This window comes from Chloroflexus aurantiacus J-10-fl (assembly GCF_000018865.1).
In the GTDB taxonomy this organism is placed as follows: domain Bacteria; phylum Chloroflexota; class Chloroflexia; order Chloroflexales; family Chloroflexaceae; genus Chloroflexus; species Chloroflexus aurantiacus.
Genome location: NC_010175.1, coordinates 2,484,950 through 2,501,005 on the forward strand (window position 1 = coordinate 2,484,950; position 16,056 = coordinate 2,501,005).

The 16,056-nt window shown below is 53.0% G+C and carries 11 protein-coding genes; 8 read left to right on the top strand and 3 right to left on the bottom strand.

Annotation, left to right across the window (positions count from 1 at the left end; genetic code table 11):
* Nucleotides 1-197: 197 nt before the first annotated feature.
* Complete coding sequence (locus CAUR_RS09450) at nt 198-1,040, bottom strand: DUF5656 family protein (protein ID WP_012257677.1); 843 nt, start codon at nt 1,038-1,040, stop codon at nt 198-200.
* A 166-nt stretch (nt 1,041-1,206) separates the two neighbouring features.
* Between CAUR_RS09450 and CAUR_RS09455 the strand changes: the two genes are divergently transcribed.
* Nucleotides 1,207-1,698, top strand: coding sequence for a MarR family winged helix-turn-helix transcriptional regulator (locus CAUR_RS09455; protein ID WP_012257678.1), 492 nt, complete (start codon nt 1,207-1,209; stop codon nt 1,696-1,698).
* Between the two features lie 13 nt (nt 1,699-1,711).
* Here the strand turns inward: CAUR_RS09455 and CAUR_RS09460 are convergent, their stop codons facing one another.
* Nucleotides 1,712-2,725 (bottom strand): glycosyltransferase family 2 protein, encoded by a 1,014-nt coding sequence (locus tag CAUR_RS09460; protein WP_242605114.1) that lies wholly within the window; start codon nt 2,723-2,725, stop codon nt 1,712-1,714.
* Nucleotides 2,726-3,117: 392 nt separating this feature from the next.
* On the bottom strand, nt 3,118-5,277 hold the full coding sequence (locus CAUR_RS09465) for a heterodisulfide reductase-related iron-sulfur binding cluster (RefSeq protein WP_012257680.1): 2,160 nt from the start codon (nt 5,275-5,277) through the stop codon (nt 3,118-3,120).
* Nucleotides 5,278-5,680: 403 nt separating this feature from the next.
* Here CAUR_RS09465 and CAUR_RS09470 point away from each other — a divergent pair, with 403 nt between their 5' ends.
* The 7 genes from CAUR_RS09470 (at nt 5,681) to CAUR_RS09500 (ending at nt 15,863) form a co-directional block, all read left to right on the top strand.
* Entirely contained in the window at nt 5,681-7,267 is a 1,587-nt protein-coding gene (locus CAUR_RS09470; RefSeq protein WP_012257681.1) for a class I SAM-dependent DNA methyltransferase, read from the top strand.
* Nucleotides 7,264-8,406: an ImmA/IrrE family metallo-endopeptidase gene (locus CAUR_RS09475; protein ID WP_012257682.1), complete on the top strand. Its 1,143-nt coding sequence runs from the start codon at nt 7,264-7,266 to the stop codon at nt 8,404-8,406. Before CAUR_RS09470 ends, CAUR_RS09475 begins: the two co-directional genes overlap by 4 nt.
* Entirely contained in the window at nt 8,406-8,903 is a 498-nt protein-coding gene (locus tag CAUR_RS09480) for a DUF4411 family protein (protein WP_012257683.1), read from the top strand. The genes CAUR_RS09475 and CAUR_RS09480 overlap by 1 nt, the downstream gene beginning before the upstream one ends.
* Nucleotides 8,904-9,179: 276 nt before the next feature.
* Nucleotides 9,180-10,496: a restriction endonuclease subunit S gene (locus CAUR_RS09485; protein WP_012257684.1), complete on the top strand. Its 1,317-nt coding sequence runs from the start codon at nt 9,180-9,182 to the stop codon at nt 10,494-10,496.
* On the top strand, nt 10,493-11,563 hold the full coding sequence (locus CAUR_RS09490) for a DUF3644 domain-containing protein (protein ID WP_012257685.1): 1,071 nt from the start codon (nt 10,493-10,495) through the stop codon (nt 11,561-11,563). Before CAUR_RS09485 ends, CAUR_RS09490 begins: the two co-directional genes overlap by 4 nt.
* 177 nt (nt 11,564-11,740) lie before the next feature.
* Complete coding sequence (locus CAUR_RS09495) at nt 11,741-12,643, top strand: DUF3800 domain-containing protein (protein ID WP_015909126.1); 903 nt, start codon at nt 11,741-11,743, stop codon at nt 12,641-12,643.
* Between the two features lie 85 nt (nt 12,644-12,728).
* Nucleotides 12,729-15,863, top strand: coding sequence for a type I restriction endonuclease subunit R (locus CAUR_RS09500; protein ID WP_012257687.1), 3,135 nt, complete (start codon nt 12,729-12,731; stop codon nt 15,861-15,863).
* Nucleotides 15,864-16,056 lie beyond the last annotated feature (193 nt).

The following is a 16,056-nucleotide window of genomic DNA, read 5'->3' on the forward strand; positions in this document are numbered from 1 at the left end:
GCCAGGCACAGCTCTCTATGCTCCCCTTTCTCGCACGGCGGGAGCAGAGTCGGGAGGGAGGACGTTCAGCTCATCTGCAAGCCCTATTTAGCGTATACAATCGCATGTGCTGTCCAATTAGGGTGGCAACGTGTTGCATACTGACTCGTCAATGCTGAGCGAGATAACTTCCAGCCCGATTATGGATCAGCGGCACCTCACTGCAACGACAGAAAGGCGACACTACCGATCAGGACGCTCCCGACAAGACCATATTCCAGGATTAGCCGCCGATTGAGCTGACCGATGCAGGCATGGCCGAGAATCCCAATTACCACATACAACACCGCCAGCAGAACCACACCGGCCAGTAAGAAGGTCGTTTGCCAGTAGTTCAGTGCCCACATTAACTCGGCAATCCCAAAACCGGCAATCAAGGCAATGCCTACCGATACCGGGCGACGTTGAAGGTTAAGCAGTGCATAGATGAGCGCTCCCGCCACCAGGGCAACCATTGTCGCTGAGTAGAGAGTGCGGTAGCGAGTGTAGTAAATAGCGCTGAAAATACTAAACGCGATGATGTAGCCGATAACATGGAGCACAATTTGTGCTGGCATGTGTATCTCGGCCTGGCGATGAAAATTGAAATATTGGGCTACCAGGATGACAACGAGTGTCCCAGAGGATACAACCAGTGTCACTAAAAAGACAGTACTTCCCAACACCGGATTGAAGAGCTTTAAGAACGCATATGCGGCAATAATGTTCAATCCAGGTAATACCCATAAAGCTGGGGTTACATTGCGTAGTGGCCCTACTGATCGCACAATCCAGGCATGTGGGTGAGGATGAATGCGACAGATCCACTCGGTTGCTATCGCTGCTAAAGCGACTAGTGTCCCGATAATCACCCACGACAAACTGATTTCCGGGACATCACCACCAAACACAAAACGGGCATTTACCGGACTACTATCCATTAAAAAGACAACGGCAAGGCCGATGGCGTTTACGAATGCCATCGTCACGATCTGCTCGTAGCGCGGTTGTGGTATTTGCACATGGCCCCCTTTGCAAGTTGAAACTGTTTCATTTGAAACAAGATTGACATACAACCAAAAACCATGATATAGTTAAGACGAGAAGGAATTATACGGCAGTCACCTATTATCATCTACTCATAAGTTTACGCCCTTGCGTCTCCAGCGCACTAGTGAGGAGAAAGCCATGAGCGTCTCCACCGAGCCTACCGGATGGCACCAGAACAGTGAGATGACGCCTGAGCTTGAGGCTTACACCTTGCTGCGTCAGGTTCACTCGATGCTTGAGATGTATAATCGCTACGATCTGCGCGGTGAGGATTTGACCGTTCCTCAATTTATGATCCTGAATTATGCCTCACGTAGCGGCGTACCATTGAGCGAAATCAGCGCCCGCATGATGTGTGATAATTCAAATCTGACCGGTATCGTTGACCGTTTGATCGCTAAAGGGTACGTTGAGCGTCGCCCTGATCCCAACGACCGCCGGGTAAGTCTGATTTGTCTCACCGATGCCGGTGCCGAGAAGTTGCGTAACTTGCGCCCGCGCCATCACGAACGGTTGCGTAAACGGATGCGATCACTGTCGGAACACGAAGTGAAACAGTTGCGGGCATTGTTACAATCTCTGTACAGCGGTCTGATCACCTCACCCGAAGATGAGGGTGATGGACAGTAATCACGTGATCTGGTTACCCCACCCCCAAATAATCACGGCCGGGCTGGTATCCCATCTCCCCAAGCCAACCAGCAATCAGATCGCGAGCGCCGTGATTGGTTACATAGACCAGTACGAATGGACGCGGTTGTCGATTTAGCCAGGCTGGTGCATGTACCGGTGCTCCCCAGATAGTCTGTCCAATCTTTGCCGGATCGATGTCGATCCAGGCAAATGGGGGAAAGCCCCGTTCGATCAGGCGGCGGGCACGCTGCCGGGTGACCCGCCCTGCTCCCCAGTATACCAGTGGTCGTCCACTATGCAGACGGGGATCACGGGCCAGGTATGTAGCACGCAGGGTGTCAAAGGCGTCTCGTGCATACCTTGGGTCTACTCGGGTTGCTCGCGTTGGATGTTCACGCCAGGCTAGCAGGTTGCCTGGTAGCTTGTGCATCCGCATCCCAGCAGCGTGCATCCGCAGCCATAATTCGTAGTCTTCCGGCCAGGAGTGATCGGTATAGCCACCCAATTCTTGCACGACTGCCCGCCGAAACATTACCGATGGATGGACGAACGGAGCCTCAACGTAAATTTCGGCAGCTATTTGCTCCGAGGTTAACACCTGATTCTGCCAGCGCAAATATTCGCGCAGGCCGGCGCGTATTGCACGCGCCGGAAAGGCGACCACCCGACTTGCAATCAGCGCCAGATCAGGATTCACCTGGAGGGCGTGGTATTGACGTTCTAGCCGGGTTGGGTGCATCGCGTCATCTGCGTCCATCCGGGCAATAATCGGAGCACGAGCTAATGTCAACCCAAGATTGAGGGCAGCAGGCAAGCCAATTCTGCCGGCAATAATCGGCACAATGCGGGCATCGCGAGCCGCTGCCGCTGCGATGATCATCGGTGACTCATCACTCGAACCATCATCAATTGCCAGTACTTCGTAATTGGTAAAGGTTTGCCGGGCCAGTGATTGCAGGCACACCGGTAGTGTTGCAGCGGCGTTGCGAATTGGCAGCAGAACCGAAATAAGCGGTTTGATCATTGCAATGGGATATGACCCCAAATTTAGCATAGGCGTCTGACGAGACGCTGCTATTCTCCATCATACCATAGCCGTTGCGCTGGTGGTGCAACCTGCATCAGGTGGTGACAATACCAGACACATAAACCTCGAGTCTGCTACTATGAGGATAGGTTTCCACCCCGCCCTGCCAAGAGTCCTGGCACCTCCCTGTATGTCTTACGACCAGATGACTGTCACGATGTAGGAGCGGGTTCCCACCCCGCCCCCCGTGGCGTCCTAACACCACCCTGTATGTCTTACGACCAGATGACTGTCACGATGTAGGGGCGGGTTCCCACCCCGCCCCCCGTGGCGTTCTACTGCTGCCCAACGTGGGAAGCGGAAAGATTGTCTTTCCGCTCTTGAAGGGCTTACCCTGCCTGAACTGCGTTGCCGTCGCCCTGGACACTCTCTAATAATAACTCGGCTACGTCGCGGCGCTGGAGCGTTTCGGCGCGTCCAGTATTCTTGGCGGCGTCTTCAAACATCACCATACAAAATGGACATGCCACGGCCAGTGTCTGCGGTTGAGCTGCCGTGAGTTGTTCAAGCCGGATGACATTGACGTTCCGTTCACCCCACCGTTCGAGCCAGACATTCCCACCGCCACCGCCGCAGCACATTGCCCGTTCGCGGTTGCGCTCCGGGGCTTCCACCAGCTCAAGGCCGGGAATGCTTGCCAGCAGGCTGCGGGGATCGTCGTAGATGTCGTTGTAGCGACCGATGTAGCACGGATCGTGGTAGGCCACTCGCTCGCGGATTGGGGTGTGGGGCTTGAGCCGCCCTTCACGCACCAGGCGGGCCAGAAACTCGGTGTGATGGATGACCTCATAGTCAACGCCGGCCCGACCACCAAACTGCGGATATTCATTCTTGATAGTGTTGAAGCAGTGCGCACACGTGGTAACGATGGTGCGAAACTTGTATTGATGCATCGTTTCAATCGCCTGCTGGGCCTGGGATTGGAAGAGCAGCTCTTCACCCATGCGACGGGCCGGATCGCCAGTACAGCACTCCTCTTCGCCGAGGATGGCAAAATCGACGCCGGCGTGCTGTAACAGTTGCACCATTGCCCGCGCAACTTTGCGCGAACGCTCGTCGTAGCTTGGCGCACAACCGACCCAGTAGAGCACCTCCACCTGCTCTTTTTCGGCCAGAACCGGTACATCAAGCCCTTCCGTCCAAGCGGTGCGTTCACGGGCTGGCAGCCGCCAGGGATTGCTCTGCCGTTCGATCCCCTCCAGCACCCGCTTCACCCCTTGCGGTACCTCGCTGGCAATCATCGTCAAATAACGACGCATATCCACAATATCATCAACGTGCTCGATCATTGCCGGACATTCGTGGACGCAGGCATTGCAGGTTGTACACGCCCACAACTCTTCGGCCTCAATGATCGTACCCACCAGAGGTAGCGTCTCGGCGGTAGTCCCATTCTCACTCAACTCGGCCAGGGTGCGCACAGTGCCATCTTTGAAGTGGATCGGATCACCGCGCTGAAGGTCGGCCATCTTCGTAATCAAATACTTGGGCGACAGCAGCGCGCCACTGGCATGCGCCGGGCACACACTCTGACAGCGCCCGCACCGCATACAGGCATCGAGATCCATGCGGCGCTTCCAGGTCAAATCGGCCAGCGTGGTCACGCCGAGTCGTGGTTCATCCTTCTCGATCTCAGCTTCGAGATTCGGGATAGGATCGAGCGCGCCTTTGGGCTGGAGATCGCGAAACAGGGTATTGAGAGGGGTATACAGAATGTGACGAAACTTACTGAACGGTAGTGAGGCCATAAACAGCCCGGTTGCCGCGGCGTGGGTATACCAGAGGATCGGATGAATGGCCAACGCCACCGGACTACCATCACCTAACCCAATCGCCCGGAAGAGGGTCGCGAGGGCAAATCCAACATACGCCAGCCTGGCCCAATCCTGTTCGTATACCGATACCCCGCCGATGGTCTGGTTCGCGATCCGCAGACCTTCAATCAAAAAGCCCCCGATACCGAGGAAAAGCATCACACCGAGCACCCAGGCATCGGTTCGCCGATTGTCAAGCCGGTCGGGCCGGGTGCGGTAACGGCGCCAGGTTGCCCATAACAGACCTGCAACAAAAGCCAGTCCCAGCGTATCGAGGATAAACTCGTAGCTCTTATAGAAATCGCCGACCAGAATCTTACCGGCCTGCTCACCCATCAGTGGAATGGTGAAATCTTCTTCTACCGCAATAATATCGGTGCCAATAAACAGAGCCAGAAAACCGAAGAAAATCAAGGCATGCATCACACCGGCCCGCCGGTCGCGCAATACCTTTTTCTGCCCTAAACTTTGACGGGTGAACTCAAGCAGTCGCTCCAGTAGGTTACCAATGCGGTTCGCAGGTTTACCACGTCGCCAGCGAGCAATATCACGCAAAATCCCCCAGGCCATGACCACTGTTGTGACCAGCGCTGTAAGATAGAGAAAAGTTGCGCCGACCGTGTGGTCAATGTTCCAGTAGATCTCGCGGATGGCAATAATCTGTTCTTGCTCCATTGCTTTTCTCCGCACAAACACCGTTCTTCGGAACGCTGCTGATCATAGCATTCGTGCTGCATAGCGTCAATGCGACAGGGATGACGGGGGAGGGCGTGGAGAAGAGGTTGTGAAGGGCTGTATAATGGATTGATTGTTTGTGGAGAGACAAATTCCCTTGCGGACATGTGTGAAGCATTTGCTATATCACCAGTGATGTAGCAGAATGATGCAGTGATTTGATATAATTATTATCAGTATTAATAATCGATATTTCTGTAGCGCTATAGTCTTGCCCTTCTACACATATAACGTCTCATGGTTGTGGTATGCGAAAGACGTAGGGGCGACGCATGCATCGCCCCCTACTGTCAGATGCCAGTATCATGGTCTCGGTGCGATTGCGTCGATAAGGAGGCAAACATTGGCGAAACGAAAGAACCATGCCCAGGCTATCGAGACGACCGGCGCTAATTTAGGGTTCGAGCCCCAACTCTGGCAGACTGCCAATGCTCTCCGCGGCAGTATGGACGCGGCTGAGTATAAGCACGTTGTATTGGGTCTCATCTTTCTAAAATACATTTCCGACGCCTTCGAGGAGCACCGTGAGAGGCTTCAGAATATCCCCAACGCCGATCCAGAAGATCCCGATGAATATCGGGCAGATAATGTCTTCTGGGTTCCACCTGATGCCCGTTGGGTGGAACTCCGCAACAATGCTCGCCAGCCAAACATCGGCGAACTGATTGATCAGGCGATGATAGCGGTGGAACGAGATAATCCCTCTCTCAAGGGGGTTCTCCCAAAAGACTATGCTCGCCCTGCTCTGGACCAGCAGCGTTTGGGTCAGCTCATCGACCTTGTCTCGAACATCCCGGTGGGCACGGCCTCTGCCCGCTCCAAGGACGTGCTTGGGCGCGTTTATGAATATTTCCTCTCGCAGTTTGCAAGTGCTGAGGGTAAGAAGGGTGGTGAGTTCTACACTCCCCGGTGCGTCGTGCGCCTGCTGGTGGAAATGTTGGAACCCTATCAAGGCCGGGTTTACGACCCTTGCTGCGGATCTGCGGGGATGTTCATACAATCTGTAGAGTTTATCGAGGCCCATGCTACGGGAAACGGCAATGGTAGCCGCGCTCGTGCTCGCATCAGTATTTACGGACAAGAGCTTAACTATACTACCTGGCGTTTAGCAAAGATGAATCTGGCCATCCGTGGTATTGATGGACGGATCGAACAAGGCGATACCTTCCGCAATGACCGTTTCCCCGACCTCAAAGCCGATTACATTCTGGCAAATCCACCCTTCAATATGAAAGAGTGGGGCGGTGAGCAGTTGCGCAACGACAAACGCTGGCAGTACGGTATACCGCCCGTTGGTAATGCCAACTTCGCCTGGGTGCAGCATATTGTGCATCACCTTGCGCCTGCGGGAGTGGCCGGTTTTGTGCTTGCGAATGGCTCGATGTCCTCCAACCAATCTGGCGAGGGTGAGATTCGCAGGAAACTGATTGAAGCCGATCTTGTCGACTGTATGGTAGCACTGCCGGGCCAACTCTTCTACTCGACTCAGATTCCGGCTTGCCTGTGGTTCCTCGCCCGCAATCGAAATAATGGCAAGTTCCGTGACCGTCGTAAGCAGATTCTCTTTATCGACGCCCGCAGGCTGGGTCGCATGGTGGATCGCATCCATCGCGAGCTAACCGACGAAGAGATCGAACGAATCGCTTGTACCTATCACGCCTGGCGAGGGGAATCGGACGCTGGGGAATACCGGGACATCCCCGGTTTCTGCAAGAGTGCGTCGCTGGAGGATGTGCGCAAACACGGCTATGTGCTGACTCCGGGCCGCTATGTTGGCTCCGAGGTGCGGGAAGATGATGATGAGCCGTTCGCAGAGAAGATGCAGTGGCTTGTTGCCCAGCTCCGTGAGCAACAGGCTGAGGCGGCGAAACTCGATGAGGCGATTGTTGCCAATCTGCAAGAACTGGGCTTTTGGGAGCAGAAGAGATGAAGATACAGGTTGCTCCTGCGTTATTACGTTGGGCCTGTGAGCGAGCAGGTTTTCGTGAGGAAGATCTGAAAGGAAAATTTCCCAGGCTCGACCGCTGGCTCAACGAAGAAGATCAGCCGACACTCAAGCAGTTGGAGCGTTTCGCTCAGGCCACGCATACGCCCATTGGGTTTTTCTTCCTATCGGAACCTCCAACAGAGGCGATCCCGATCCCGGATCTTCGAACTGTTGGAAACATCCGTGTCAGCCGCCCAACGCCTGATCTTCTGGACACCATCTACCTCTGTCAGCAACGGCAGGAGTGGTACCGCGAATTTGCCCTGATCGCAGGCGAACCTCCGCTGTCGTTCGTTGGTTCAGTCCGAGTTACCGACGATGTTGTCGCCACAGCAGAACGTGTTCGGCAAGCCCTGGGCTTCGATCTTGAAGAGCGTAGACAGCTCTCCTCCTGGACAGATGCCCTGCGGCGATTCATCGAGCAGGCAGACGCTCTCGGCGTACTCGTTATGGTGAATGGCGTCGTTGGCAGCAATAATCGCCGCAAGCTAAACCCTGCGGAGTTTCGCGGCTTCGCACTCTCAGATCCTCTTGCCCCTTTGATTTTCATCAACGGCGCCGATAGCAAAGCCGCTCAGATGTTTACGCTGGCCCACGAACTCGCCCACCTGTGGCTCGGCCAATCCGCTTTGTCCGATGTAGGACCGACAACTACACCAGAAAACGACGTAGAATGGTGGTGCAATGCGGTTGCCGCTGAGTTGCTCGTGCCGCTTGCCGCACTCCGGTCGGAACTGTATTCACGGGAAGAACTGCGTCACACACTTGATCGCCTTTCCCGGCAATTCAAAGTGAGCACCCTGGTGATCTTGCGGCGGCTGTATGACGTGGAATATCTCACGAGAGAGCAGCTTTGGGCGGAGTACGAAGTAGAGGTGGATCGTCTCAGCCGGATTTCCGCTGCGAGCGGCGGCAATTTTTATTCGACAACTGCTGCACGGGTCAGCAAGCGCTTTGCTCGCGCGGTAGCGATTTCTGTCTGGGAGGGACGTACCTCTTTTAGCGAAGCTAGCCGATTGCTTGGTTTCAAAAATATGTCTACCTTTCGTGAATTTAGCATACAACTGGGAATAGTTGCGTAATGGCCTACCTGCTCGATGCCAATGTCTTCATCTCAGCAAAGAACCTGCACTACGGACTGGATTTTTGTCCAGCATTCTGGGATTGGCTTGTTCGTGAACACCAGGCAGGAAACGTTTTCACTATCGAAAAGGTGATCGACGAGATTAAAGCAGGACAGGATGAGCTTGCCAGTTGGGTGTTGCAATTGCCCGATTCATTCTCCCTCAAACCGGATGCTTCGACTATACAATCACTTGCAGTGGTTGCTCGATGGGTTAACGCTCAAGCCAATTACAGCCCGGCGGCCAAAAGCATGTTCTTGCAGATTGCCGACTACTACCTGGTAGCGCAGGCACTGGCGGCAGGTCACACCGTCGTCACCCATGAGATTCCGCAGAATTCTGTGCATCGGGTCAAAATCCCGAATGTTTGTCTCGGACTGAACATACGATACATGAGCCCCTTTGAAATGCTGCGGCGCGAGCGGGCCAGGTTTGTGCTGGGAAGCACGCCGTGAAGACAACGGTATTGAGAACAAAAATATCCAGGAGTGAGAATCTCTGGCAAAAAGGAAATAGCTGGACTGCACACAACCGACGCTTATTTAACGATCTGCGGTTTTCGTTTAATAGCAGCCTGGCTTATTTAACGAACGGAGAGTAAGAAATGCGTTGTGGATTGTTAATCCATGATCGCGAAGCGACTGGCAACGCCGTAATAGGTGTTAGCCTGTGAACTGCACGTGAATATCTTGAGTGAAGAGAGTGAAGTGTTGTGAAATGGGAGTTAAGCTATGGCGGATAAGTGGGGGACAGTGAGGCTTGGAGATGTGGCTACGATCAATCCAGATGCAATTGGTGCTAATTGGCCCTTCTTACACATAAGATACATAGACATTTCGTCAGTAGGTGAAGGAACAATCATTGAGAAACCAAGTCAAATCAGCCTTTCAGAAGCTCCAAGCCGCGCCAAGCGTCTAATTCGTGAGGGTGACACAGTTCTTTCAATGGTACGCCCCAACAGGCGCTCAAGGTTCTTCGTCACTACGTTTGAACCTGACTTGGTTGTGTCTACTGGATTTGCAGTCCTACGACCAAAACCCAAAGTTATTCATCCCCGTTATCTGTACGCTTGCGTGTTCGATAGAGCTTTCACTGACTATTTGGTTTCAAGGGAAAAGGGTGCTGCTTACCCTGCAGTGCTATCGGAGGACATTGCGGATGCCAAGATCCCTTTCCCCCCCCTCCCCGAACAACGCGCCATTGCCCACATCCTCGGCACGCTGGACGACAAAATCGAGCTGAACCGGCGCATGAGCGAGACGCTGGAACAGATGGCGCGGGCACTGTTCAAGGCGTGGTTCGTCGACTTCGAGCCGGTGCGGGCGAAGATAGAGTGCCGCTGGCAGCGCGGTCAATCCCTGCCCGGTCTGCCTGCCCATTTCTACGACCTGTTCCCCGAACGCCTGGTAGACTCGGAGTTGGGGGAGATTCCGGAGGGATGGGGGGTGGGGAGGCTGTCAGAACTAATCGAATTGAACCCACCGCGAGTACTAAGGAAGGGTGAAGTTGCTCCTTACCTTGATATGGCAAATATGCCAACTCGTGGTCACGTCCCTGGCGATGTTGTTGATCGTCCATTTGGATCAGGCACCCGTTTCATAAACGGTGATACGCTCCTTGCCCGAATCACTCCATGTTTGGAGAATGGGAAGACTGCATTCGTTGATTTTCTCCGAAATGGGCAAGTTGGTTGGGGTTCAACAGAGTACATTGTACTAAGACCGAGAGAGCCTTTGCCTGCCGAGTTTGCTTACTGCTTGGCACGCAGTGAGAATTTCCGTGACTTCGCCATTCAGAATATGACTGGCACAAGTGGTAGGCAGCGGGTACAAACAGAAGCTATTGCTCATTACCTGCTTGTCGCACCACCTGCTCCTGTGGCCGAGGCGTTCGGCAGAACCGTAAAGCAGCTATTTGCCAGGGCAACTAGAGCATCGTGCGAATCCCGCACCCTCGCCGCGCTGCGCGATGCGCTGCTGCCGAAGCTCATCCGTGGTGAGATACGAGTGAAGGATGCGGAAAAGTTTTTGCAGGAGAGGGGGTTATGAAGTGGGAGGTAAAGCGTTTGCTGGAGAAGGCGCTTGATTCGATTCTGCTTGCTATTGAGATCTTCAATCGTCCCTATGATCGAGGAAGAGTCAGCGCAACGCTAATTATGCTAGACCATAGCTTTGAAATGCTGATGAAGTCTGCCATCCTCCATCGCGGCGGACGCATCCGTGACAAACGTTCCAACGAGACGATTGGATTTGATGCTTGTGTGCGGCGCTCTTTAAGCAATGGTGAGATTAAGTACTTAACGGAGGAGCAGGCTCTTATTTTGCAAATGATCAACGGACTCCGAGACGCAGCTCAGCATCATCTGCTTGATATATCCGAAGGACAGCTCTACCTGCATATTCAATCAGGTGTAACGCTGTTCCAGGACTTGTTGAAGAGTGTCTTTGGCAAGGAGTTTGCCAGCTACCTTCCGTCGCGTGTGTTACCGATTTCAACAGTGGTTCCTACAGACCTTGTGACCCTATTCGAGTCTGAGGTTGCCGAGATCAGGAAGCTTCTGGAACCAGGTCGGCGAAGACAGGTTCAAGCACTGGCACGCATCCGTCCGCTTGCAATCCTGGATGCCACCCTTAAGGGCGAGAAGGGCCAGCCGAGCGACGAAGAGCTGCGACAGATCGGGAAAGAGATAGCGCATGGCCGCTCCTGGCCTGAGTTATTTCGGGGTGCTGCCGCCGTTGAGATTACGTCGGATGGAACGGGATTGAGCCTATCTCTCCGCTTATCAAAGAAGGAAGGGGTTCCAATTCAGCTCGTGCCTGAAGGTACTCCTGGAGCTTCAGTTGTGGCTGTAAGACGTATCAATGAACTGGATATATACAGTCTTGGGGCGAAGCAGCTAGCCGAGAAGGTTGGACTGTCTGTACCGAAAGTTGTAGCGGTCGTTGATTATCTTGATCTACGGAGAGATCAGAAATACTACAAGGAGTTCATTATCGGTCGTCAGGTACATAAGCGGTATTCTCCAGAAACAGTTGAAAAAATTAAGGAGGTGCTCAAAAACAAAAGTATTGAAGAAATTTGGCAGGAGTATACAGTAAAGAGAAGAACAACCTAAGTAAGATCGCCAGATGATAACTGACCTTCAGGATGTGTTTGACGATAAAACATTGCTTTCGCGAAATTCTTCCGAGTGGTGTGATTACAGACAGATATTTTTTGTGCAACGTGCTCCTGTCGAAGTTTATTCTTAGGTATATCTGAATAATGCGGAATGGTTTTGGTAGGGGCGATTATGACAAATCAAACCATCACGCATATTGGTTTCAGCGACGAGTCCAACTGGAATACGGGGCGATTTCGCAGTCTTGGGTTGGTGACTTTGCCAATCTGCCATCTTGATAGCTTCAATCGTGAACTTTGCAGTCTTCTCAGAGAATCTCAGATACACGAGTTCAAGTGGAACAAGGTAAATGGTGCCAAAGAGCGATTTGCAGCGCAAAAGATGTGTCATTTCGCAATTGAAAAGGCGCGAAATGATCAGTTACGTGTAGATGTGCTCATCTGGAATATTCAAGACAGTCGGCACAGCATCAAGGGGAGAGACGACGTCGCTAATCTCGAGCGGATGTATTATCATCTTTTTCGCAATGTGATGAGGGCACGATGGCCGAATAATGCCGTTTGGAGACTTCATCCCGATGAGCACACTGGCTTTGATTGGAAGACAATTCAGGACTGCCTTAAAGCCAAAAGTGTGACTTTCAAAGAAGAACATCCGCTCTTTAGCGGTGGTTTCAGAGTCAGGCTACACCAGGAATTTGGTATCGAAGAGATTCGACAGGTATCGTCTCAGCAACATCTACTGCTGCAAATTGCCGACCTGTTCGCCGGTTTAGCCGTGTTCTCCTATGAAAAATATGAGAAATACGAGCAGTGGATCAATACTCAATCGTCCCAGTTGACTTTATTCGGTAACGAGCAGCATTCAGCGAACGAATCACCAACACGCAGCGAGAATGAACGCTTTCAAGTTCTTAAGACGTTTGATGATCGATGCAAACAGCTCAAGCTTGGGGTCAGCCTTAAGAGCAATCGCGGACTACGGACACCTGATCCGAACAATCCGATTAACTTCTGGATGTATGAACCACAACATCCCGAAGACCGCGCACCTGTAAAGAATACGAAGTCGTAGGAGCGACGCATGCGTCGCTCCGACCCTGAACGGCAACGCACAATCTAGGGACGACACGTGTGTCGTTCCAATCCCCGGAGGACGTATGGCGCATTTGACCGAATCAAACATCGAGACCGTCGCCCTTGACTGGTTGAAATCGCTGGGTTGGCAGGTCGCGCACGGTCCTGGTATCGCTCCTGGCATGTCGGCAGCCGAACGTCAAAACTACGGCGAGGTCGTGCTCGAGCAGCGCCTGCGCGACGCTCTTGCACGTCTCAACCCCGACCTGCCAACCGAGGCGCTGGACGACGCCTTCCGCAAACTGACTCAACCCGAAGGGGCTGATCTTCTCCAGCGCAACCGCGTCGTTCACCTCATGCTGGCGAACGGCGTGACGGTGGAATACCGTCATCCCGACGGCGGTATTCGCGGCACACAGGTGCGTGTGATAGATTTCGACGACCCCGCCAACAACAACTGGCTGGCGGTGAACCAGTTTAGCATTGAGGAGAACAAGCACAACCGCCGCGCCGACGTGGTGCTGTTCGTCAACGGTCTGCCCCTCGCGATCATCGAACTCAAAAACGCAGCCGACGAGCACGCAACCATCTGGAGTGCATTCCAGCAATTGCAAACCTACCAGGTAGAGATCCCATCCTTGTTTGTCTTCAACGAGACGTTAGTTATCTCTGATGGTCTCGAAGCGCGCATTGGCACACTGGGTGCTGGTCGCGAGTGGTTTAAACCCTGGCGCACCATCTCCGGCATGCAGGTAGAGGATGTTGGTGTACCACAGCTAGAGGTTGTGCTCAAGGGTGTGTTCGAGAAAAATCGCTTTCTTACTCTCATACGTGACTTTATCGTGTTTGAGGACGATGGTAGTGGACGGTTAGTGAAGAAGATGGCTGGTTACCACCAGTTTCATGCTGTACTGGTAGCGGTGAAGGAAACCCTACGCGCCAGCGCAGTTGTTTCATCCAACCGTATGGCGGAGTCGGGTGGCGTCTATGAAGCAGGACGCGAACCTGGCGGTAAGCCTGGTGATCGACGTATCGGTGTTGTCTGGCACACGCAAGGTTCGGGAAAGAGCCTGACGATGGTGTTCTACGCGGGGTGCATCATTCGCAAACCAGCTATGGAGAACCCTACCATCGTTGTGCTTACCGACCGTAATGATCTTGACGACCAGCTCTTCAACACCTTCTCACGCTGTCAGGATTTACTGCGCCAGCCGCCCGTGCAAGCTGAAAGTCGTGTACACCTACGCCAGCTCCTAAGCGTGCAGTCAGGCGGTATCGTTTTTACCACTATTCAGAAATTTCTACCCGAAGAGAAGGGCGACCGTCATCCAGTATTGTCCAACCGTCGGAACATCGTCGTGATCACTGACGAGGCACACCGCAGCCAGTACGACTTCATTGACGGTTTTGCCCGCCATATGCGCGATGCACTACCTCAGGCATCCTTTATTGGTTTCACTGGCACGCCGATTGAGAAGGCGGATGCCGATACACGAGCAGTTTTTGGAGATTACATCTCAATCTATGATATTCAGCGTGCGGTGGAAGATGGTGCGACCGTATCGATTTATTATGAGGCACGGCTAGCAAAACTCGATCTTCCTGACGAACTCAAGCCAAAGATTGACGATGAGTTTGAGGAGATTACAGAAGGTGAGGAAGTTGAGCGTAAAGAAAAGCTCAAAACCAAATGGGCGCAGCTTGAATCCATTGTCGGCACTGAACAACGGCTGAGACTGATTGCCAACGATATTATCGAGCATTTTGAGCGGAGACTGGAGGCAATCGAAGGTAAAGGCATGGTTGTCTGCATGAGCCGGCGCATCTGTGTTGAGCTGTATAACATCATTTGCACTCTTCGTCCCAACTGGCATCACGAAGACGACGACAAAGGTGTAATAAAGGTAGTGATGACCGGTTCTGCCTCCGACCCGGTAGACTGGCAGCCGCATATTCGCAATAAACAACGCCGCGAACTGCTGGCGAAGCGCTTTCGTGATCCGAACGATCCGCTTAAATTGGTCATCGTGCGTGATATGTGGCTCACCGGATTTGATTGTCCGAGTCTACACACGATGTACCTGGACAAGCCGATGCGCGGCCACGGGTTAATGCAGGCAATTGCCAGGGTCAATCGCGTCTTTCGCGATAAGCCGGGTGGTCTGGTGGTGGACTATCTGGGCCTTGCCCACGAATTGAAGGCTGCACTGGCGGTTTACACTGAAAGCGGTGGTACTGGTAAAACCACTATTGACCAGGAAGAGACTGTTGCGTTGATGCAAGAGAAGTACGAAATCTGCTGTGGAATCCTGCACGGCTTCGATTGGTCGGATTGGGCAAGTGGTGATGCACATGCACGCATTGGACTTTTACCTGCAGCTCAAGAACACGTGCTGGCACGCGTGAAAGGAAAGGAACGATTTGTTCAGGCGGTGCGTGATTTGACAAAAGCCTTTGCCCTTGCAGTGCCGCATGAAAAAGCGCTTGAGATTCGTGATGATGTGGCATTTTTTCAGGCGCTCTCTGCGGCGCTGACCAAACGCGCACCCGGCGATGTAAGAACTGAAGAGCAGCTAGATCATGCCATTCGGAGGATTATTGCGCAGGTAATTGCGCCTGAAGGCGTGGAGGATATTTTTGCTGCGGCAGGGCTGAAAAAGCCGGATATCTCCATCCTCTCCGATGAATTCCTGGCTGAAGTGCGTGGTATGCCGCACAAGAATCTGGCAGTTGAAGTTCTTCAGAAACTGCTTAACGGTGAAATTAAGAGGCGTAGCCACAAAAATATCGTTCAGGCACGCTCATTCGCTGAACTGTTACAGCAAGCCCTTCACCGTTACCAGAATCGTGCAATCGAAGCAGCACAGGTGATCGAAGAATTGATAACTTTGGCGAAGGAAATGCGTGAAGCCGACCGGCGGGGTGAAGTATTGGGCCTTTCGGAGGAGGAGCTGGCGTTTTACGATGCGCTTGAAACAAATGATAGTGCTGTGGCTGTGTTGGGTGATCAGACTCTACGCACCATTGCCCGTGAACTCGTCGAGACCGTGCGTAACAGTATCAGTATTGATTGGGCACAGCGGGAAGATGTACGGGCGAATCTACGCAGATTGGTTAAGCGCATTCTTCGCAAGCACGGCTATCCACCAGACAAGCAGGAGAAAGCTACGCAGACTGTATTGGAACAGGCGGAAGTGCTTTCAGCAGAATGGGCCTAAATATTTCTCTATCAACCTGCTCATGCCTTTGCGCAAGGGTGAACAGAATATCTGGTCGAATACTATGGTTGTTGGCGATACAGCGTCGCCCCTCCGCTCCGGTAGGCGGGTTCCCAACTCGCCTCCAAGGGTATCTGATGCTGCCCAAAGTGTTATCTGGCAGATTGTCTGTCCGCTTCTAAACGTGCCTCCG